The 19,611-nt window shown below is 55.1% G+C and carries 19 protein-coding genes and 1 tRNA gene; 16 read left to right on the top strand and 4 right to left on the bottom strand.

The genetic code is table 11. The features are described 5' to 3' along the window. Positions 1–16: 16 nt before the first annotated feature. Together deoD and mrdA are read left to right on the top strand one after the other, a co-directional pair. The gene (gene deoD / locus CKF42_RS10560; RefSeq protein ID WP_009087192.1) at positions 17–730 is read left to right on the top strand and encodes a purine-nucleoside phosphorylase; all 714 of its coding nucleotides are present in this window, start codon (positions 17–19) and stop codon (positions 728–730) included. Between the two features lie 209 nt (positions 731–939). Next, the gene (gene mrdA / locus CKF42_RS10555; RefSeq protein WP_046102538.1) at positions 940–2,829 is read left to right on the top strand and encodes a penicillin-binding protein 2; all 1,890 of its coding nucleotides are present in this window, start codon (positions 940–942) and stop codon (positions 2,827–2,829) included. 26 nt (positions 2,830–2,855) lie between these two features. Here mrdA and CKF42_RS10550 read toward each other — a convergent pair whose 3' ends face one another. Then, positions 2,856–4,175: a PAS domain-containing methyl-accepting chemotaxis protein gene (locus tag CKF42_RS10550; protein ID WP_009087189.1), complete on the bottom strand. Its 1,320-nt coding sequence runs from the start codon at positions 4,173–4,175 to the stop codon at positions 2,856–2,858. Between the two features lie 223 nt (positions 4,176–4,398). Between CKF42_RS10550 and CKF42_RS10545 the strand changes: the two genes are divergently transcribed. The 5 genes from CKF42_RS10545 (at position 4,399) to CKF42_RS10525 (ending at position 8,169) form a co-directional block, all read left to right on the top strand. Beyond that, positions 4,399–4,474 (top strand) — tRNA-Phe (locus tag CKF42_RS10545). A gap of 318 nt (positions 4,475–4,792) precedes the next feature. Further along, positions 4,793–5,758: a sensor domain-containing diguanylate cyclase gene (locus CKF42_RS10540; RefSeq protein ID WP_111208149.1), complete on the top strand. Its 966-nt coding sequence runs from the start codon at positions 4,793–4,795 to the stop codon at positions 5,756–5,758. Positions 5,759–6,502: 744 nt separating this feature from the next. Continuing rightward, positions 6,503–6,667, top strand: coding sequence for a general stress protein (locus CKF42_RS10535; RefSeq protein ID WP_004571242.1), 165 nt, complete (start codon positions 6,503–6,505; stop codon positions 6,665–6,667). A 502-nt stretch (positions 6,668–7,169) separates the two neighbouring features. Beyond that, positions 7,170–7,652, top strand: coding sequence for a ferritin-like domain-containing protein (locus CKF42_RS10530; protein ID WP_111208148.1), 483 nt, complete (start codon positions 7,170–7,172; stop codon positions 7,650–7,652). Positions 7,653–7,662: 10 nt separating this feature from the next. After that, a complete protein-coding gene (locus CKF42_RS10525) occupies positions 7,663–8,169 on the top strand; it encodes a ferritin-like domain-containing protein (protein ID WP_111208147.1) in 507 nt (168 codons plus the stop codon). Between the two features lie 66 nt (positions 8,170–8,235). On the opposite strand, the gene treF is transcribed toward CKF42_RS10525, so the two are convergent. Both treF and CKF42_RS10515 read right to left on the bottom strand, forming a co-directional pair. Next, on the bottom strand, positions 8,236–9,915 hold the full coding sequence (treF, locus tag CKF42_RS10520; RefSeq protein ID WP_009087184.1) for an alpha,alpha-trehalase TreF: 1,680 nt from the start codon (positions 9,913–9,915) through the stop codon (positions 8,236–8,238). Positions 9,916–10,245: 330 nt separating this feature from the next. Next, positions 10,246–11,103: an SDR family oxidoreductase gene (locus tag CKF42_RS10515; RefSeq protein ID WP_111208146.1), complete on the bottom strand. Its 858-nt coding sequence runs from the start codon at positions 11,101–11,103 to the stop codon at positions 10,246–10,248. A gap of 98 nt (positions 11,104–11,201) precedes the next feature. Between CKF42_RS10515 and CKF42_RS10510 the strand changes: the two genes are divergently transcribed. The 8 genes from CKF42_RS10510 (at position 11,202) to CKF42_RS10475 (ending at position 18,275) form a co-directional block, all read left to right on the top strand. Next, a complete protein-coding gene (locus CKF42_RS10510; RefSeq protein ID WP_009087181.1) occupies positions 11,202–11,582 on the top strand; it encodes a helix-turn-helix domain-containing protein in 381 nt (126 codons plus the stop codon). A gap of 786 nt (positions 11,583–12,368) precedes the next feature. After that, positions 12,369–13,781 (top strand): cytochrome ubiquinol oxidase subunit I, encoded by a 1,413-nt coding sequence (locus CKF42_RS10505; RefSeq protein ID WP_111208145.1) that lies wholly within the window; start codon positions 12,369–12,371, stop codon positions 13,779–13,781. 1 nt (position 13,782) lies between these two features. Further along, a complete protein-coding gene (gene cydB, locus CKF42_RS10500) occupies positions 13,783–14,787 on the top strand; it encodes a cytochrome d ubiquinol oxidase subunit II (protein WP_046102528.1) in 1,005 nt (334 codons plus the stop codon). Positions 14,788–14,806: 19 nt separating this feature from the next. Continuing rightward, positions 14,807–14,971, top strand: coding sequence for a DUF2474 domain-containing protein (locus tag CKF42_RS10495; protein ID WP_369974600.1), 165 nt, complete (start codon positions 14,807–14,809; stop codon positions 14,969–14,971). Between the two features lie 236 nt (positions 14,972–15,207). After that, positions 15,208–16,077: a helix-turn-helix domain-containing protein gene (locus CKF42_RS10490; protein WP_058958113.1), complete on the top strand. Its 870-nt coding sequence runs from the start codon at positions 15,208–15,210 to the stop codon at positions 16,075–16,077. Positions 16,078–16,294: 217 nt separating this feature from the next. Further along, the gene (locus tag CKF42_RS10485) at positions 16,295–16,489 is read left to right on the top strand and encodes a hypothetical protein (RefSeq protein ID WP_033736052.1); all 195 of its coding nucleotides are present in this window, start codon (positions 16,295–16,297) and stop codon (positions 16,487–16,489) included. Between the two features lie 394 nt (positions 16,490–16,883). Then, positions 16,884–17,666: a siderophore-interacting protein gene (locus CKF42_RS10480; protein ID WP_058958114.1), complete on the top strand. Its 783-nt coding sequence runs from the start codon at positions 16,884–16,886 to the stop codon at positions 17,664–17,666. Between the two features lie 69 nt (positions 17,667–17,735). Further along, on the top strand, positions 17,736–18,275 hold the full coding sequence (locus CKF42_RS10475) for a PadR family transcriptional regulator (RefSeq protein WP_111208143.1): 540 nt from the start codon (positions 17,736–17,738) through the stop codon (positions 18,273–18,275). Positions 18,276–18,285: 10 nt separating this feature from the next. Here CKF42_RS10475 and CKF42_RS10470 read toward each other — a convergent pair whose 3' ends face one another. After that, positions 18,286–18,582: a SelT/SelW/SelH family protein gene (locus CKF42_RS10470; RefSeq protein WP_009087166.1), complete on the bottom strand. Its 297-nt coding sequence runs from the start codon at positions 18,580–18,582 to the stop codon at positions 18,286–18,288. 522 nt (positions 18,583–19,104) lie between these two features. Here CKF42_RS10470 and CKF42_RS10465 point away from each other — a divergent pair. Next, positions 19,105–19,602 (top strand): CinA family protein, encoded by a 498-nt coding sequence (locus CKF42_RS10465; protein WP_111208142.1) that lies wholly within the window; start codon positions 19,105–19,107, stop codon positions 19,600–19,602. Positions 19,603–19,611 lie beyond the last annotated feature (9 nt).

Raw genomic sequence — 19,611 nt, 5'->3', positions numbered from 1 at the left:
AATAAGGATTTAAACCATGGCTACTCCTCACATCAATGCTGAAATGGGCGATTTTGCCGATGTTGTTCTGATGCCCGGCGATCCGCTGCGTGCAAAGCACATCGCAGAAACCTTCCTGGAAAACCCGGTTGAAGTGAACAATGTGCGTGGCATGCTGGGCTATACCGGCACTTACAAAGGCCGCAAAGTCTCTGTCATGGGTCACGGAATGGGTATCCCTTCCTGCTCCATCTACACCAAAGAGCTGATCACTGACTTCGGCGTGAAGAAGATCATCCGTGTTGGCTCCTGTGGTGCCGTGCGTCCTGACGTCAAACTGCGTGACATCGTAATTGGTATGGGTGCCTGCACCGATTCCAAAGTGAACCGTATGCGTTTCAAAGATCACGACTTCGCGGCGATTGCTGACTTCGACATGGTGCGCAACGCGGTGGATGCGGCGAAAAACCTGGGTGTTGAAGCACGCGTCGGTAATATCTTCTCTGCCGACCTTTTCTACACCCCGGATCCGCAGATGTTCGACGTGATGGAAAAATATGGCATCCTCGGCGTCGAGATGGAAGCGGCAGGCATCTACGGTGTGGCCGCTGAGTTTGGCGCTAAAGCCCTGACCATCTGCACGGTATCAGACCACATCCGCACGCATGAGCAGACCACAGCGGCTGAACGTCAGACGACGTTCAACGACATGATTAAGATCGCACTGGAATCTGTCCTGCTGGGTGATTAATCCTTCTGGCGGGCACTGTCGTCCGCCATCTGTTCAGATCCTCTTTAACCGGAGGATCTGCCTCTCTCCCCCGCGCTGTCCCGTAACATTCACATCAAATGACACACTTTTGCTGAGGCTTGTGCATCTTCGTGCTGGCACCGCCGCGAACGCGCTTTATTATGGTGCGCAACAACAGATAATAATTAATCGCCTGATAATGCCCCCTGATGAATTTTCGTAACTTCGAAGCTGAAGAGAAGCTCTTTGCCCGCCGTGCTGCAGTTGCCTTTGCTCTGGTCTGTCTCTGTTTCACTATTCTTGGCGTGAACCTTTTCCGTCTGCAGGTGCGCGATCACGGCTATTACCAGACACGCTCCAATCAGAACGACATCAAGATGATCCCCATCGCGCCGACGCGCGGATTGATCTATGACCGCAACGGCATTCCGCTGGTGCGTAACGTCAGCTGGTACGCCATCACGCTGACGCCGTATAAAATCAGCGACATGGAAGCGACGCTGCGCGAGCTGACGCCGCTCGTGGATCTGACGCCCGATGAGATCGACACCTTCCGCCATGCGCTGAAGCAGACCAGCCGCTACAAGCCGGTGGTGCTGAAAGAGGAGCTGACCGAAGAGGAGGTCGCCCGCTTTGCGGTGAATCAGTTTCGCTTCACCGGTGCCAGCCTTGAGACCTACCAGGATCGGGAATATCCCTATGGGGCCGATCTGGCACATGTGGTCGGTTATGTTTCGAAAATCAACGACAGCGACTACAAGCGCCTGAATGAAGAGGGGATCGCCGAAAACTATGCGGCGGACCATAACATCGGCAAGCAGGGCATTGAGGGCTATTACGAAGCGCTGCTGCACGGCAAGCCAGGCTATCAGGAAGTGGAAGTGGATAACCACGGCCGCATTGTCCGGGTGCTGAAAGAGGTGCCGCCGGTGGCAGGCAAGAACCTGACGCTGACGCTGGATCTCCATCTGCAGCAGTATGTGGAAAGCCGCCTGGCGGGGCAGCGTGCGGCGCTGCTGATTGAAGATCCGCACGACGGTTCGGTGCTGGCGATGGTCTCCAGCCCCAGCTATGACCCTAATCCGTTTGTCAAAGGCATCAGCTATCAGGCCTACAAAAAGCTGCTGCAGGATAAAAACCTGCCGCTGATTAACCGCGTCACGCAGGGACTCTATCCGCCCGCCTCGACGGTGAAACCTTACATGGCGATGTCGGCACTGCTGACCCATGTGATTACGCCGCAGACGCAGTTCTTTGGCGCGCCAACCTGGACGCTGCCGGGCACCGACCGGCGCTATCGCGACTGGAAAAAGACGGGCCACGGTATGCTGGATGTGACCCGCGCCATTGAAGAGTCTGCCGACACCTTTTTCTATCAGGTGGCGTTTATGATGGGCATCGATCGCATTCACACCATGCTCAGCCAGTTCGGCTATGGCAAATCGACCGGTATCGATCTGAATGAGGAGTATAACGGCCTGCTGCCGAGCCGCGAGTGGAAACAGAAGGTGCATAAAAAGCCGTGGTATCAGGGCGATACGGTCTCCGTCGGCATTGGCCAGGGCTACTGGATCGCGACGCCGATTCAGATGGTGAAAGCGATGGTGGCGCTGATCAACAACGGCAGGGTGATTGCGCCGCATCTGCTGGAGAAAACCCAGCGCGGCACCCTGGTAGAGAACTACCATCCACCGCTGCGCGAAACGCAGATTGGCGATCCCCATTCTCCCTACTGGGCGCTGGTGCGCCGTGCGATGTTTGGCATGGCGAACTCACCTAACGGCACCGGCTATAAATATTTCCACACGGCGCCTTATGGCATCGCCGCGAAAAGCGGCACCTCGCAGGTTTTCAGCCTGCGCCAGAACCAGACCTATAACGCGAAGATGATCCCGGTCCGGCTGCGTGACCATATCTTCTACACCGCCTTTGCCCCCTTTAACGACCCGAAGGTCGCGGTGGCCCTGATTCTGGAGAATGGCGGCGGGGAAGGGGTGACGGCTGCGCCGGTGATGCGGGATATTCTGGACCATATCTTTATCCCGCCCGCGCCAGAGGCGACGGCGTCCGCCACCCAGACCGCGCAGACCGCGCAGTAAAAGGGGGCCACAGCCCCCGCAGCCACTCAGGCCTTAAGCGTTCTGGCGACCTGGCCGATGGCACGCACCACATCGGTTGCGCCTTCGCGGATTTCGGCGATGACGCCGCCCGCTTCCTGGGCCAGCTGCACGCCCTGATCCGCGCGCTTCAGGTTCGATTCGATCCCCTTCAGCGCGCGGCTCGCCAGCACGTGGTTTTGCTGTATCCGGTTTTCGATGTCGGTAGTCGCGCGGTTGATGTTCGCCGCCAGCGTGCGCACTTCGTTTGCTACGACCGCAAAGCTGCGGCCATGGCTGCCCGCTCTTGCGGCCTCAATGGCGGCATTCAGTGCCAGCAGGTTGGTCTGATCGGCAATGCGCCGGATCCCTTCGACAATCGCGCCGATACGATCTGATGACTCGCTCAGGCCGGTAATGTCGCCGGAGATGCCCTGCAGTTCCCCCGCCAGCGCATTCATGGTCTGAACGCTGCTGGCAATCACATCGGCACCCAGCCGTGTACTCTCATCCGTCTGCAGCGCGGTGTGATAAGCCTGCTGCGCCGCGTCATGCTCCTGCTGATTCTTCTCCACCTGAGCGGTGACATCCGTCGCGAATTTGACGATTTTGTAGAGCCGGCCCTGTTCGTCAAACACCGGGTTGTAGGTTGCGCGCAGCCAGATGGTCTCACCGGCTTTGTTGACGCGGGGAAACTGACCGGAGACAAATTCACCCCGGTTGAGCTGCTGCCAGAATTCGCTGTATTCCCGACTGTCGCGCAGCGCCTGCGAGCAGAAGTGGCTGTGATGGATACCTTCGATCTCCTCGCGGCGGTAGCCCATAGTTTTCAGAAAGTTATCATTGGCTTTGAGCACCTCGCCCTTAAGGTTAAAGGCGATCACTGCCATAGAGCGCTCAATGGCGGTCGTGATAGCGCGCTGCTCCTGGGCGTCGTTGATATGGCCGGTAATGTCGGTGGCCAGCTTAACAATTTTGATCACCCGGCCATGTCGGTTCTGCACCGGGACATAGTTGGCTTCGAGCCACACAGGGCGGCTGTTTTTGGCTACGCGCAGAAACTTGTCGCTGAAGCTCTCTCCCCGGTTCAGTCGCAGCCAGAAATCCTGATAATCTTTCGACTGTAACTGCTCTGCGGTGCAGAACAGGCTGTGGTGCTGGCCTTCTATCTCTGCCAGCGTGTAGCCCATACGCGCCAGAAACAGCGTGTTGGCGCTGAGAATGGTGCCGTCAGGCGAAAATTCGATCATGGCGATAGATCCGTTAAGCGAGCTCAGCGTGGCTGCTGAGTGTGCGCGTTTCTGCCAGCTGTGACGTGCAGCGATTCCTGATGTAATGGTGGAAAACATAGCGATCCTTATTATTAGTGTGGGATTTGCCTTATTTATCGGCATCCGCGCGGCACAATGGAGTCTTTACCGGTCCGCTGACGACTATTTATCCTGACGACCGTCACGTTTTTGGTCTCAGGAGAGCGACAGCGGGCGGGTTGATGGAAAAGCGGGCAGTCGATCTGATTTTGGCGAAAAGCGTTTGACGCTGCCGGGCCGCTTTGGTTTAATGCGCCCCGTTGCCCGAATAGCTCAGTCGGTAGAGCAGGGGATTGAAAATCCCCGTGTCCCTGGTTCGATTCCGGGTTCGGGCACCATATTTAAAGAACCCGCCTCTGGCGGGTTTTTGCTTTTCAGAGCGAACCCGTTATCGAACGTTCGATACACGCGCCACCTCCCACCTCATAACCCTCCACTGTTTTGCCCGCGTTCCCTCACTCACCCGGCCACCCGCCAGAAAGATTTCACGGCGAAATCAATTCACCGTCTTGCCTCTGTGCTGTGATGCCAGTCTGCCACCGCCTGATATTCTGCCCAGCCTGTAATTGGCCGCGACTAATCGTGTTTTATACGCCTCTCTTTACAGAATCACTCTGACAGGCACAATACCCCTTTCTCAATCCTGTCTTACGGTCATGTCAGAAGAAGCGCTGCGTCAGCAGATACAGAACCTGAAAAAGCATAATGCGCGGCTGAAGCGTATAGCGCATGACGCCCGGACAAAACTCAATGCGGCGCTGGATGGCACCGGGCTGTTTCTGTGGCAACTGGACATTCCCAGCGGCAAGCTGGTGATCTTCAACCGGCGCTGGGGGGCCATGCTGGGCTTCCAGCCGAAAGAGACTGACGCCACGTTTGAATCCTGGAAAGAGAGCCTGCATCCCGATGATGCAGACGAGGTTTTACGCGCGTTTTACGACCATATTTCCGGGAAAGCACCCTACTACGAGGCTCTGCATCGCATGATCGCCAAAAACGGCAGCATCGCCTGGGTGCTGGATCGTGGCCGGGTCAGCGAGTGGAATGAAGCGGGGCAGCCGGTCAAAGTAATCGGCACGCATATCGACATGACCAAAGAGAAGCAATATGAAGAGCAGCTCGCGCTGCTGGCGCTGCACGATCCCCTGACATTACTCAACAATCGTCATGCACTGCAAAGCGCCTTCTGCGAACTCAAAGCGCAGGGACCGCTCTGTGTCGTCTTTATTGACCTGGATAACTTCAAGCACGTCAATGACACGCTGGGTCACCGCAGCGGTGACGAAGTACTCATTGAGCTGAGTCAGCGGCTGACGCAAAGTGTTCCGGAAGCGGTCATCACCGGCCGGCTCGGTGGAGATGAGTTTGTCCTGTTGCTGCCTTTTGCCATCATTCATCCGCAGGTCAGAGCGCTGGCCCATGCCTGCCTGGATGCCGTTCTGACGCCGTTTGAGATGGCAAACGGGCACGCCATAATCGGGGCTTCTGTGGGCGTATCCCAGGTGCAGGCCAGCGATGATTTCGACACCGCGCTGGCGCGCGCGGATGAAGCGATGTACCGCATCAAGAAAAACGGCAAACGCGGTGTGGCTTTTGATCCTGACATTACCCGACTACTGTGACCTGATATGCCCGACTGTGCACGCTCTCCATCAGGCGTAACGGCACACCTCAACTGACTTCCTCTTTCCACACCTGATGGCTCTCCTGCCTGGGTCGCAGAGCGGCAGGAGCGATGCCAGCCTCCGCAGAAAACACTTTTTCGTACTATTCCGAAAACCTCACCTTTACTGTCAGCACGCTTACATTATACCGCTTCGCTTAGTCATTAATTTCAGGGCCGGATATGGCCCATGATTCTAATTAAAAATTTTATTAAATTGCGATAATTGATCATTTATTGATCAAATTCACCATTTTAAAGCGGCTGCAAATGATGCCCTGCGCTTCGCTTAATTCTGGCATCCAAAAAAGATGGCAGGAATTTATTTCGCGCTTCGCTTAGGGAAATTGATCGTTTGTTGATCAGCTTCACCACCTGATATTGAAGAAGTTATTCCTCAGCCGCTTCGCTTACCATTTTTTCAATTGGACATTTTTCGAAAAAGATCGATTAATAGGGCGCGGCGAATTTGGTTATAAAGTTTTGACACGCCGGTTCGCTTTTTTTGAATAGGAAAAGGCGATAGTTGAAATGCGTTATCAATCCGGATGAGGGCAGAGCTACCAATAAACCAGAGCGATGACGGATTTTTATTTAGCTCGCTTGATTGGTCCGATTTTCTGTCTACATTTAGATTGCTGAATCGGCCTGATGAAGCATTAACTGTGCAAATTCTGGTTTTTAATTTAAAGAGGAACACAGAATGACTCAATATCGTGGTGGGGCCGGAAACTTTGCGGCTGACAAAGAGCGTGCGGCTGAAGCCGGGCGCAAAGGCGGCCAGAAAAGCGGCGGGAACTTTAAGAATGATCCCGAGCGGGCTATTGAGGCAGGGCGCAAAGGAGGTAAGGTCAGTCGCCGCAGCTAAACTCTTAAACGCTGTCATCACAGCAGGTTAACAGGTCAGGCGGGCCGTACAGATTCTCTTTAATTTTTCCTGAAGATAATTACCCCCTGAATTATGTCGCTGCTTAATGACTGGCAGCAACAGATATCCTTAATTAAACCGGATGGGTTTACCTGTCCGGTTTTTTATTTCCGTTTCGTTAAAGCTATACGCTTTAATAAAATTATGTACAGATAAAGTTTTGCCTGGTGCATTTTTTATGCACATCATTCAGAAAATGTATACAGCGATTTATAACCTTGTACAAATTCCGGCGTGGTGAGCGAAGCCGTAACGTGGAAAATGCTTTTTAGCTAACATGCTGCTGCAAAAAGGAAAATGCATTTTACATGCCACTTTTGTCTCAAATTCATACTGCCGGAGCGTGCGATATTAAGAATCTCCACTAGACTTTCCAGGTGTCAACGATATGACTGGCGTTGCGTTATTACCGACGCAGCTTTTCAATCAATGAGGCTATCTTATGACAGTGAAAACGTTAAACGATCTGTTCATCCATGACTTATCCGATGTATACAGCGCTGAGAAACAGATAACCCGTGCATTGCCTAAAATGGCGCGTGCTGCCAGTGACGAAACGCTTGTTGCTGCGTTTAATCAACACCTGGAAGAGACCCGGGTGCAGATTGAACGCCTCGACGAACTGGTAGAGGTAACACCTGAAGTTAAAATTAAACGTATGAAATGCCATGCGCTTGAAGGTCTGGTTGAGGAAGCGCAGGAGATCATCGACTCGGTCGAGAAGGGAGAAGTCCGCGATCAGGGGCTGATCGGGGCGGCGCAGAAAGTTGAGCACTATGAGATTGCGACTTACGGCACCCTGCATGCGCTGGCGTTAAAGCTGGGCTACACCAAAGCCGCCGGGCTGCTGGAAGCGACACTGAATGAAGAGAAACAAACGGATGAAAAGCTGACCTCAGTCGCTGAGTCGATTACCGTCTCTTAAGGAGTGACACATGACTGCAATTGAGCATTATCATGACTGGCTGCGCGATGCGCATGCCATGGAAAAACAAGCGGAAAGCATGCTGAGCAAAATGTCGGGCCGTCTTGAACATTATCCGGCGCTGGAACAGCGCCTGGCCCAGCATCTGGACGAGACAAAACATCAGCTGACATTGCTGGAACAGCTGCTCGACAGCCACGGTATCGATCATTCCGTGATGAAAGATGCGATGGGCAAAATGGCGGCTACCGGCCAGGCCGTGGGCGGCATGTTTAACTCTGATGAAGTGGTGAAAGGCGCCATCAGCGGCTATGTGTTTGAGAATGCCGAGATCGCCAGCTACACCAGCCTGATTGCGGCGGCAGAACAGGTAGGGGATACCCAGGGTGTAGGGATCCTCAGCGAAATCCGTGACCAGGAAGTGGCAATGGCGGAGTGGCTGTTGCAGCATCTGCCTGAAGTGACGCAGCAGTTCCTGCAGCGGGCGTCACAGCCAGGCACGGAAGCGAAGAAATAGCGCAGAACAGTCTGCATAAAAAAGCCGGGATACCCCGGCTTTTTTGCGTCAATGCTGTTCTGTGTGTCAGTCTGCCATCAGATGACCATACATCGTCATCAACTTGCGGGTTACGCCGTTGGTCCAGCCAAAGCCATCCTGTAACGGATATTCACCGCCGCCACCCGGACGGGCGCGATCGCCGCTGATGTCATATTTCTCGACCAGCTTATGGTGCAGCTGATAAAAGTTGTTGACCGTGTTGAGCCAGTTAACCGCCACTTCACTCGCCAGCGTCTCTTCGCCATAGTTATTCAGGCCAACCACGGCCATCCACTGCATCGGCGCCCAGCCGTTTGGACGGTCCCACTGCTCGCCGCTTTCAACCATAGAGGTCAGCAGACCGCCGTTGCTCAGCAGCAGATGGCGCAGCGAGATCGCCTGCAGATGGGCCTGATGCGGTGTAGCCAGCCCGACAAACAGCGGCACGACTGACGCCACCGTAAAGGCCCCGAAACGCTCACGCCGCCAGTCATAGTCGCGGAAAACGCCTGCGGTGCTGTCCCACAGGTAGCGGGTGATGGCGCGTTTACGCGCTTCCGCTTTTTTCTGCCACGCCAGCGCCGTCAGCTCTTCGCCTTTGGCATGCGAAAGCGTGGCGATCATCAGTTCCAGCTTGTAGAGAAACGCGTTGAGATCGATCGGGATGAACTGCGTCGTCCGGATGCTCGACAGCCGTTTCGGGTTACGCAGCCAGCGCGAGGAGTAATCCCAGCCCGATTCCGCCCCGGCGCGCAGGTCGCGATAGACCTCGCTGGCCGGACGTTTAGATTCACGTGCGGTTTCCACATCTTCGCTCCAGGATTCATCACGCGGCGTATCGCGATCATCCCAGTAGCGGTTGAGCAGTGAGCCGTTTGGCATGCGCACCACATGACGATAGGCCTGGTTCGGCATCAGTGAACCGGCGCCGTCCATCCAGAACTGATACTCCTTCATCAGCTGTTCCTGATAGCGTTTGGCACCGCGCACGCCATCTTCTTCAAACAGCTCGACCATCAGGGCAAATACTGGCGGCTGAGAGCGGCTCAGGTAATATGTGCGGTTGCCGTTAGGCACATGACCGTAGTTATCGATCAGCCACGCAAAGTTGTCCGCCATATGACGCAGCAGGTCGTCGCGGCCCGATTCTGCCAGGCCGAGCATCGTAAAGTAGGAGTCCCAGTAGTAGGTTTCACCAAAGCGTCCGCCGGGGACTACGTAGGGTTTAGGCAGCGGCAGCAGCGATGAGTGCGGCATATGCTGCTGCGGCATTTTGGTCAGAACCGGCCACAGGTCATCGATATGCTCGTTGAGCGTTTTATCCGGGTTGGAGACATAGAAGCTTTCATTTACGCCAGGCAGATAAAAGTGATCGGCGACAAAACGCGACAGGTCGAAGTCACTGCTGCGTTTCTGGCGACGATAGCGCATCAGCACATCCAGCGGATCGTACTTTGGCGAACAGTCGGGAAAGGTTTTGCTGTCCTCGAAAATTCGTGACATCTGGACATGCTCAAACAATTCCAGATAACGATCGGCAGGCGTGAGCGCATCCGGCGCCGGCAGGCCTTCGATCAGCTCCGGTTCCGGTTCAGAATCCTGCATGCGATCCAGTTTCAGTTCATGGGGATCGTATTGATACTCAACTTCCGCCCCGGCACGAACCTCTTCAAGTGCATTTTGTTGCTGGCGATAAGTATTAATAGCGGCCTCCTGAGCGGTCATGGTTGCACAAAGGACAAATTATAGACCTCTCAATCTGCGGAACAACAATGCAGATTGCCTATGAACGTAATAAAAATTGTCTATTAATTGAGGTTTTTGAATAAATTCCAGACAATTCAACCAAATATGCTGCTGTTCACAAAAAACGCATTTCAGATGAATCTCTTAGGTAACTAAAGAAAAAAATTTAAGCTGAAGAAAACAGGCGTCTGTTTACATTTTGTAAAGAAACCAGAGGCCCTGGCAGGGTGCAAAAAGTGGCATACCCAACGGAACAAGGACGGAAACGGGCAGGGAGCGGACCAGGCTGTCCGCTCCCTGCCATCAACATTACTGTTTCGCCAGCGTGGTGGCAATCACCGCCTGCCAGGTGGTCGTCGGGCGACCGATTAACTGACTCAGCTGGCGGGAATCATCAAACAGGCCGCCTTTCTCTGCGCCGGCGTCGGAATCCGCCAGCATCTCCGCCAGGCCGTCTGGCAGACCGGCGTTTTTCAGCGCTGCAGCGAAGTCACTCTGTGAGAGATTAACGTAATCGACCTTCTCGCCGCTCTGGGCAGCAATCTCCGCAGCGAACTGCGCCAGGGTGTAGCTCTCATCACCGGCCAGTTCGTAAACCTTACCGGCCTGGTCGTCACGGATCATGACTTCTGCCGCTGCTTCCGCATAATCCTGACGGGCTGCCGAGGCGATACGGCCTTCGCCTGCCGCACCGATAAAAGCGTGATGCGCCAGCGACGGAGGAATGCTGGCTGCATAATTCTCGCTGTACCAGCCGTTGCGCAGCAGCGCAAAGGGGATGCCAGAGGCCTGCAGCAGCGCCTCGGTCGCGCGGTGCTCAACCGCTAACCCCAGCGGTGAGCTGTCGGCATGTAACAGACTGGTGTAAGCGATAAAACCCACACCCGCCGCCTGCGCCGCCTCAATAACGGCTTTGTGCTGCGCTTCACGCTGGCCCACTTCACTGCCGGAGATCAGCAGCAGCTTATCCACGCCCGAAAACGCAGCCCTGAGGGTCTCTGGCTTACTGTAGTCAGCCTCACGGACAGTGACACCCTGCGCCGCAAGATCCGCCGCTCTGGCGGGCGTACGCACCGCAGCGATGATCTCTCCCGCCGGGACTTTTTTCAGTAAAGCATCGATCACGAACCGGCCCAACTGGCCGGTAGCTCCTGTTACGGCAATCATGTTATCTCTCCTGTGACGGTTGGTGAAAATCAGACTACGGGATAGACTAATTTTTAGTAAGTACTTACAGAATTGTTAGTTTGAACGGAGCGGAGTAAATGTCTGAAAAACTGAGTGAAAGATTTAGCCGGGGTGAGCTGCTTAACGTCAACTGCCCGTCCCGTGACGTGCTGAAGCGCGTGACCAGCCGCTGGAGTGTGCTGATCCTGTTAGCGCTGCAGGGCCAGACGCTGCGCTTCAGTGCGCTGCGCCGGACGGTGGGTGGCGTCAGTGAGCGGATGCTGGCGCAGAACCTGCGCTATCTGGAAGAGGATGGCTTTGTGCAGCGTATCGCCTATGACGTGGTGCCGCCGCATGTGGAATATTGCCTGACTCCGCTGGGTCGCGAAGTCGGTGAGCAGGTTGTCGGGCTGGCTGACTGGCTGGAGCTGAACGTGAGCCGGATTCTGGCGCAGCGCGAAAAATCCGCCGCAGAGTAGTTCTCCTCTGTTTTCCGGCCTCCGTCTTCACGCGACGACTCACTCTTCAGGCGCTCGCGCAGTTCTCCGGCTGCATCCGCTGTGACGGATTCTCTTCGATGCCAAAACGGCAGAGCGCAACGGCGGCACAAATAACCCCAGCGGCCGAATGCCGCTTATTAAACCGTTTTTTCTCGCGCGGGTCTGGAATAATCGTCGGCCTGCGTGTGACGTTTAATTCAGCTCTGCTTTTTGACTCATTTTATTAACATTTACAGCTGCGCTTAAATCGCTTTCCTCCCGGTTTTTCTATGCGGTTTTAATGGCGGTATTAGCAGGGTTATGCGAAAAAGCAAACAAAGCGGCAGAGATAAAAGCTTGCGGTTTTAACCTGTTAAAAAACCAAGCGATTTAATTTTCCCTCTCTCATTTTTGACCTTTCCCTGAGTGGGGTTTATAACAAAATAGTGTCTGAAAACAGGCTGTTGAAGACCTTTTTCATGCAGGCCTGACTCAGACCAGTCTCTCTTTTTACGGGTGGTGTTACTGTAACATTAGCGACACATAAGTGCGCTTAAATTAACCTTTAAGCCTTATTTTTAAATAAGTAATTCCTGCTAAAAACAATGATCAGAATCAACAAATACTGTTATAGTTTTCATTCATCCCACTGTTTCTGTTTCCGCGTCGCAAATAGTTTTAAATTTGCGGCGGGAATTTCAATAAGCGCAGAGAAACCCGCGCATCAGGCTTAAGTTGTTAATTATAAGTAAATACATGGTGTTCTATGTGGCAAAGAGGTAAGCAATGTTCGGATTAGATGCCTTTCATCTGGCCAGGATTCAGTTCGCATTTACTGTGTCCTTCCATATTATCTTTCCCGCCATAACCATCGGTCTCGCCAGTTTCCTGGCCGTACTCGAAGGTATGTGGCTCAAAACCCGCGAGCAGTCTTATCGCGATCTCTACCATTTCTGGTCCAAAATCTTTGCCGTTAACTTCGGTATGGGTGTGGTCTCAGGGCTGGTTATGGCGTATCAGTTCGGGACTAACTGGAGTGGCTTCTCGGCTTTTGCCGGGAGTATCACCGGCCCGCTGCTGACCTATGAGGTGCTGACGGCGTTCTTCCTGGAAGCGGGTTTCCTGGGCGTGATGCTGTTTGGCTGGAATCGCGTGGGGCCGGGTCTGCACTTCTTTGCCACCTGTATGGTTGCCCTCGGAACATTGATTTCGACCTTCTGGATCCTCGCCTCTAACAGCTGGATGCATACGCCGCAGGGCTACATCATTCAGAATGGCATCGTGGTTCCGCAGGACTGGTTCAAAATCGTCTTTAACCCCTCATTCCCTTACCGGCTGTTCCATATGTCGGTGGCGGCCTTCCTGGCGAGCGCGTTTTTCGTGGGATCGTCGGCGGCCTGGCATCTGCTGAAGGGCAACAACAATCCGGCTATCCGCCGTATGTTCTCGATGGCGCTGTGGATGGCACTGATTGTCGCGCCGATTCAGGCGATGATCGGTGATGCGCACGGCCTGAACACGCTGGAACATCAGCCTGCCAAAATTGCAGCGATTGAAGGGCACTGGGAAAACCCGCCGGGTGAAGCCACACCGCTGATCCTGTTCGGTATTCCCGATATGGAGCAGGAGCGGACGAAGTATGCGCTGGAGGTGCCGTACCTTGGCAGCCTGATCCTGACGCACAGCCTGGACAAGCAGGTTCCGGCGCTGAAGTCGTTCCCGAAAGAGGACCGTCCTAACTCAACCGTCATTTTCTGGTCCTTCCGCGTGATGGTGGCGTTGGGCCTGCTGATGATTACGCTGGGCGTGGTCAGCCTCTGGCTGCGTTTCAAAGGACGTCTCTATGAGTCGCGTCCTTTCCTGTGGTTTGCGCTGCTGATGGGGCCATCGGGTCTGATTGCGATTCTGGCTGGCTGGTTCACCACCGAAATTGGTCGTCAGCCGTGGGTGGTTTATGGCGTGCAGCGCACCATCGATGCGGTGTCGGCGCATGGTGACATTCACATGAGCATCAGTCTGCTGGCCTTTATTCTGGTCTACAGCTCGGTGTTCGGGGTGGGCTACCACTACATGATGCGTCTGATTAAGCAGGGACCGGTTACTGGCGAAGGTCATATCACCGAAGAGGGTGGACCTGGTCAGAAGAAAACGCCGGCGCGTCCGCTTTCGGCTGCCACCTTTAAGGATGGAGACCACTAAGATGATCGATTTTTCTATTATCTGGTTTGTGATTATCGTCTTCGCAACCCTGATGTATATCGTGATGGATGGCTTTGACCTGGGTATCGGTCTGCTCTTCCCGTTCAATAAAGATGCCGGTGAGCGCGACATGATGGTGAACACCGTCGCGCCGGTCTGGGATGGTAATGAAACCTGGCTGGTGCTGGGCGGGGCAGGCCTCTACGGCGCGTTCCCGCTGGCCTACGCGGTGATTGCCGATGCGCTGACCATCCCGCTGACCGCCATGCTGATTGGTCTGATTTTCCGCGGCGTCGCCTTTGAATTCCGCTTCAAGGCGGTCGAAGGTCATCGCGCTTTCTGGGACAAGTCATTTATTGCCGGTTCGATCATCGCTACCTTCAGTCAGGGTGTGGCCGTGGGCGCGTTGCTGGATGGCATTCCGGTTGAGGGACGCCGTTTCGCCGGTTCCGCCATGGACTGGCTGGCACCGTTCCCGCTGTTCTGCGGCGTCGGTCTGGTAGTGGCCTACGCGCTGCTGGGCTGCACCTGGCTCATCATGAAGACCGAAAATGAGCTGCACCGCAAAATGTCCGCGCTGGCGACACCGCTGGTCATCGCCCTGTTAGTGGTTATCGGGATTGTCAGCCTGTGGACGCCGTTTGCCCATGGCGACATCGCGCATCGCTGGTTCAGTAAGCCAAACCTCTTCCTGTTCCTGCCGGTTCCGGTGCTGGTGCTGCTCTGCTCGTGGGGCATTGTGCGCGCCATCAAACGTGAAGCGCACTACTCTCCGTTCCTGCTGACGCTGGCGCTGATCTTCCTGGGCTTCTCCGGGCTGGGCATCAGCATCTGGCCAAATATTATTCCACCGTCAGTGACCATCTGGGCCGCCGCGGCACCCCCACAGAGTCAGGCCTTTATGCTGGTGGGCAGCCTGCTGATCATCCCGATGATCCTGGGCTACACCTTCTGGAGCTACTACGTGTTCCGTGGAAAAATCAAAGCAGACGCAGGATATCATTGATATGAAAAGTCTCAGCAGCATGAAAAACCACAACGAAACGAAAGCTGACAATGGCGCGAAAGCGCCCTGGTGGAAGCGCGTCATGTGGCTGGTGTTTATCTATGCCGCCAGCGTACTGGCGCTGGGCGTTGTTGCCTCTCTGTTCCGGATGATGATGACGGCGGCGGGGATGCGCAGCCATTAATTGTCCTGGTAACGGCGGTGGGTGCTGCTAACGCGCAGGCTCAGTGCGGCGCAGATTTTTTTAATCATCAGGAGGCTGGCGTGAGCCAGCCTTTTTTAGTTAGTAACCTAAGCAATTAATGCGAAATCGCCCTGCACGGGCGTGTTCGCCTTACCCTTTCCTTACACCGATTCGCGATTTTTGTTATTCTTTTGTAACGAAATTCTCAGTCTTAACCCGCGTCGTAAATCGCCATCATGCTCAGCCAGGCCATCAAAAAACAGCACATTCACGACTTAGTCGAATGGATAGAAGCCAATCTTACCGACGACCTCAATATCGATCAGATCACCCTGAAATCGGGCTACTCCAAATGGCACATGCAGCGCATGTTCAAGGAGATGACCGGACAGACGCTGGCGGCCTATACCCGCAAACGGCGTCTGACAATGGCCGCCATGGCGCTCCGGCTGACGCGCATGACGCTCATTGATATCGCCGTTCGCTTTGGCTTTGATAACCAGCAAAACTTCACCCGCGTATTCAAAGGGCACTTCTCGCTGACGCCCGGCGCATTTCGCCGTTTTCCTCATCTGCCGGTTAAAAACTTTCACGGCCGTATACTGGCGCGTTCGCTGGATGAGCGCGCGACGCTGGTGGAGCGCGAGGAAGCACTGCCTCTCTGCGGCGAGACGCTGGAGTGGGAGTGTCAGTTCGGTAATTACATCGCCGACCGCGAACACCGGGTAGCCGACCAGGCGCGGCAGCTGGTGGCGCTGGCGGGCAGTCATGTGAAGCAGGGGTGGTTAGGCTTTCAGTACGGACCCGGCCACAGCTCGGCTGACCAGCAGAATATCAGCCTGTTTCAGGCGCTGGAGCCGCAGCATGCGGCGCTGCTGGGCGAGCATACCGTCAGCTGGCGCGAAGAGCGGGGCCTCTATGCGCGCATCCGCTGGAGCGGCAGGCCAGAGCAGCTGACGCGTTTTATTGAAGATATCTACTATCAGCATCTGCCCGGACTGGGCGTATCACGCCGTCAGGGCAAAGATCTGCTGAGTCTCGATTTTACGCAATGTCAGCCCGACTGGCTGAGCGGCGTTTTTTCCATTCCGGTTACCCGGGCGTAGTCAGTGGAGCAGGGCATAGTGCCAGCGGCGTGCCGGATGCATCTTTCGTGCGGTGAACCGTGACAAACCGCACGATTTTATAAAATAACTCTCCGTTCTGGCGTAAAATTCTCCTCCGAAACCCTGCTGTACCTTAATCATCGTGCATCTGTAGCAGGGCTGGAATAATCATCTGCATTTCAGGCCGTTCACGGCCAGAACACAAACGAAGACACCTATGCGACGCTTAATAATCTCACTGATTCTGGCATTGCCCGTTATGGCAATGGCACAACAGGCTGAACCCTTCTCACCGCCAGCTGGACTGCATCCGCACTCTCAGAGCGCCGGTCATGAAATTGTGGGTGATGGTGAGCTGCCGGAACAGAACAGCAGTAATCACTGCTTCTCCGGATTCGGCGATACCCTGTAACTGTGAATGCGCGGCCAGCCCCGGCGGCGCAGACGTTGCCCGGCTCATCAGGAGCCGGACAGCCTGACCCCTCTCTGTTCACATCCGCTCTTCTCTGATTTGCCGCTGCCGCGTCTGAGGCTTCGTTTCCGGGCCGTCTCTGCGGCGCGTCCGGCGAGGCCTGCTCTGCGGCTGACCTTTGTTCTTAACGCCTTTCCGCTCTCTGTTTAATCCAGGGCCTGCACTCATCGCGTCGCTATAAAATATATCTTAAACCGTCGGATCGCATTTTTCGTCATTGTGCTCAAGATATATCATCGCTTATCTTCTGGCTTCAGATGAGAATGATTGTTATTAACCAATCATCGCCAACCCTTTGAATAACGGGTATCTGTCCCGTTCCAGGAGAGACATTTTGCCAGCATCAACGAATCCGCGCGTGCCGCAGCGCGTCCGAAACGAACTGCGTTTCCGCCATATTCAGGTCGAAAGTAAAACTCAGATTGCCGGGCACTTCTGGCGCATCCGCTTCAGTGGCAGCGATCTGGCGGGCTTTACCTCGCCTGGCTTCGATGACCATATCAAGGTTTTCTTCCCGACGGCAGAAGGGGCCGAACTGGCGCTGCCGCAGATCACCGATGGAGCGATTGTCTGGCCCGAGGGCGAGCGTCCACCGGCCCGCGACTACACGCCGCTGGAATTTGATGGCGAGTCGTCACTGACGCTCGACTTCTATATTCATCAGCAGGGTGTCGCCAGTGACTGGGCAACCCAGGCGAAGCCGGGCGATCGGTTAGTGATCGGCGGGCCACGCGGTTCGCTGGTGGTGCCGACCGATTACGCCTTCCAGCTCTATGTCTGCGACGAAACCGGGCTGCCCGCCTTTTCACGTCGTCAGCGCGACGCCCGGGCGCAGGCCCTGCATCTCTACGCCTTTACCGATGAGGCAACGGGCCGTGACTACCTGCCGGACACCACCGGCGTGACGCTGAACTGGCTCGGCAGCGGTCAGATGCAGACCGCGCAGCTCAGCCAGCTGATTGCCCGGCTGGATCAGGTGACATTCCCGGCGGAGGATTACTTTATCTGGCTGACCGGTGAAGGTGAGTTTGTGAAGGCGCTCTGCGACTACTTCACGATGCAGCGCGGCATCAACAGTGACTTCGTGCGGGCGGTGGCCTACTGGCACCAGAAGTAACCGGCGCTGACAATTGAGTTTTGCCTGGCGGCAGACTACCATCAGGCTCCTTTTTTCGCAGGCCAGACTATGAAACAGCACCCCACGCCCTTTTCCGCTGACGACCCGAGTGCCCGCACAGGTGGTTGTGGCGGGCGGCGAAAACGCCGTGAAAAAATGCTGGAAGCGAGTGAGATTCGTCTGCTGATGCTGCATTTTCTGTCGCAGCATGCGGCTCACGGTTATGAGCTGATTAAGTCGGTTGAGGAGCTGTCAAAAGGGGAGTACACCCCCAGCCCGGGGATCATCTATCCCAACCTGACGCTGCTGGAGGAAATGGAGGCGATTGAGGTAGTGGATGCTCAGGCCACGCGCAAAGCGTATCGCCTGACGGCGGCCGGTAAGGCGCTGCTGGCAGATAACCGCGAAACGGTCTCCCGCCTGATCACGCGTCTCTCCACGCTGGCGATTCTGGTCAACAATCGCAGCATTCCCGCCGTCGAGCAGGCGATTTACGGACTGAAAGTCGCCCTGAACCAGCGGCTGGCGCAGGAAGATATCTCTGATGCCGCGTTGCAGACGCTGATTGCGGCCCTGCACGACGCGGCAGAGAAAATCACTCACAGCTGAGTCGGATAGCTTAGCCGATCTCCGTTTTGTTTTTATCGATGTGACCCAGCGTGCGATCCGGGAAACAGATGTCGCGCACCCGCTGTTTCAGCGTGGTCGCATCAGGAAAGCCGCCATCCCGCTTACGTTCCCACAGCAGATGCTCATCCAGCATGATCTCAAACACACCGCCGGTGCCGGGTTTCAGCGTCACCTCCGCCAGATCCTCAGCAAAGGTATGCAGAAGTTCCTGTGCCATCCACGCTGACCGCATCAGCCAGTTGCATTGCATACAGTAGTGAATAACTACCACAGGTTTTTGCGCCATAACTCTCTTCCTTACGTATTGATAAATGCCAGTGCATTCAGGTTAAAAAAGTGTGCGCTGTGGTTGTTTATGAACTCATAAAGCTATTTAAAACAGTGCTTTAATTCCATCTTCTCGGGTCAGAGTCTCGTTCAGTGTGCTGTTCAGCTTTTTTGCGGCTTTTATGCAGCGCCGTCTTTGTCATGTCAGCAAGCAAGTGAATACTAACAAGTAATCAAAGGATTCGCTGCTCTGTTACCTCATTTTTGGCGAGGGAGATAACGACGCTGGCGTAGCAGGTGCTCATCCGCGCCGCTATTTATCGCGGCTCTGAGAGAGATCACGACAGGAATAAACACCGATTTACGAAGGCTGGCGGACTACTCTCATCCTGTTTCGCAGAAGGACGCTTTGATCAACTGAACGCCTTTTTTTCTGCCGGGTAATCTGACCGTTTCGCTTTAAAAACATTGCCTTGCGTCTATTTGTTCACGGATTTTGCGCTATACCTGGAGTTCCGGACTGACGATTAAGGAAACCATAATGGCAAAATCATTAGCGCAAACGGCTGAACAACTGGGCACACTTTTACTCTCTTCCGGACTGCATCTGGCGACCGCCGAATCCTGTACCGCCGGGCTCATCAGCATGACGCTGGCGGCGGTGGAAAGCAGCGGTGACTTCTACACCAGCGGATTCGTGACCTACAGCGATAACGCCAAAATTCGTCTGCTGGGTGTGCATCCCGCCACGCTGAAACAGCACACGGCGGTGAGCGAACAGACGGCGCGGGAGATGGTTCAGGGGGCCTGCGCACGCTCGGGTGAGCCGGTGGGATTGTCGATTACCGGCTATGCCGGGCCGGATGGCGGTGAAGATGGAACCCCGGCAGGCACCATCTGGTTTGGCTGGGTTCTGCCCGACGGCCGGGATGAGGCGGAGTGCCACCAGTTCAGTGGCGATCCGAAATCGGTGATGGAGCAGGGCACGCAGTTCGCGCTGGAGGGGCTTATCAGACGGTTGCAGCGAAGCACGCTCTGAAGGCGCGAA

It is taken from the genome of Pantoea sp. ARC270, from assembly GCF_003236725.1.
GTDB classification, from domain to species: Bacteria; Pseudomonadota; Gammaproteobacteria; order Enterobacterales; family Enterobacteriaceae; genus Pantoea; species Pantoea anthophila.
This window is presented reverse-complemented; position numbering and strand designations above follow the sequence as displayed.

Excerpts from the sequence above, each read along its gene's own strand:
- cydB (WP_046102528.1), top strand. The coding sequence starts at position 13,783 with ATGATCGATTTTTCTATTATCTGGTTTGTGATTATCGTCTTCGCAACC.
- CKF42_RS10530 (WP_111208148.1), top strand. The coding sequence starts at position 7,170 with ATGACAGTGAAAACGTTAAACGATCTGTTCATCCATGACTTATCCGAT.
- mrdA (WP_046102538.1), top strand. The coding sequence starts at position 940 with ATGAATTTTCGTAACTTCGAAGCTGAAGAGAAGCTCTTTGCCCGCCGT.
- CKF42_RS10535 (WP_004571242.1), top strand. The coding sequence starts at position 6,503 with ATGACTCAATATCGTGGTGGGGCCGGAAACTTTGCGGCTGACAAAGAG.
- CKF42_RS10490 (WP_058958113.1), top strand. The coding sequence starts at position 15,208 with ATGCTCAGCCAGGCCATCAAAAAACAGCACATTCACGACTTAGTCGAA.
- CKF42_RS10505 (WP_111208145.1), top strand. The coding sequence starts at position 12,369 with ATGTTCGGATTAGATGCCTTTCATCTGGCCAGGATTCAGTTCGCATTT.
- treF (WP_009087184.1), bottom strand. The coding sequence starts at position 9,915 with ATGACCGCTCAGGAGGCCGCTATTAATACTTATCGCCAGCAACAAAAT.
- deoD (WP_009087192.1), top strand. The coding sequence starts at position 17 with ATGGCTACTCCTCACATCAATGCTGAAATGGGCGATTTTGCCGATGTT.
- CKF42_RS10525 (WP_111208147.1), top strand. The coding sequence starts at position 7,663 with ATGACTGCAATTGAGCATTATCATGACTGGCTGCGCGATGCGCATGCC.
- CKF42_RS10465 (WP_111208142.1), top strand. The coding sequence starts at position 19,105 with ATGGCAAAATCATTAGCGCAAACGGCTGAACAACTGGGCACACTTTTA.
- CKF42_RS10550 (WP_009087189.1), bottom strand. The coding sequence starts at position 4,175 with ATGTTTTCCACCATTACATCAGGAATCGCTGCACGTCACAGCTGGCAG.
- CKF42_RS10495 (WP_369974600.1), top strand. The coding sequence starts at position 14,807 with ATGAAAAACCACAACGAAACGAAAGCTGACAATGGCGCGAAAGCGCCC.
- CKF42_RS10510 (WP_009087181.1), top strand. The coding sequence starts at position 11,202 with ATGTCTGAAAAACTGAGTGAAAGATTTAGCCGGGGTGAGCTGCTTAAC.
- CKF42_RS10540 (WP_111208149.1), top strand. The coding sequence starts at position 4,793 with ATGTCAGAAGAAGCGCTGCGTCAGCAGATACAGAACCTGAAAAAGCAT.
- CKF42_RS10475 (WP_111208143.1), top strand. The coding sequence starts at position 17,736 with ATGAAACAGCACCCCACGCCCTTTTCCGCTGACGACCCGAGTGCCCGC.
- CKF42_RS10485 (WP_033736052.1), top strand. The coding sequence starts at position 16,295 with ATGCGACGCTTAATAATCTCACTGATTCTGGCATTGCCCGTTATGGCA.
- CKF42_RS10515 (WP_111208146.1), bottom strand. The coding sequence starts at position 11,103 with ATGATTGCCGTAACAGGAGCTACCGGCCAGTTGGGCCGGTTCGTGATC.
- CKF42_RS10470 (WP_009087166.1), bottom strand. The coding sequence starts at position 18,582 with ATGGCGCAAAAACCTGTGGTAGTTATTCACTACTGTATGCAATGCAAC.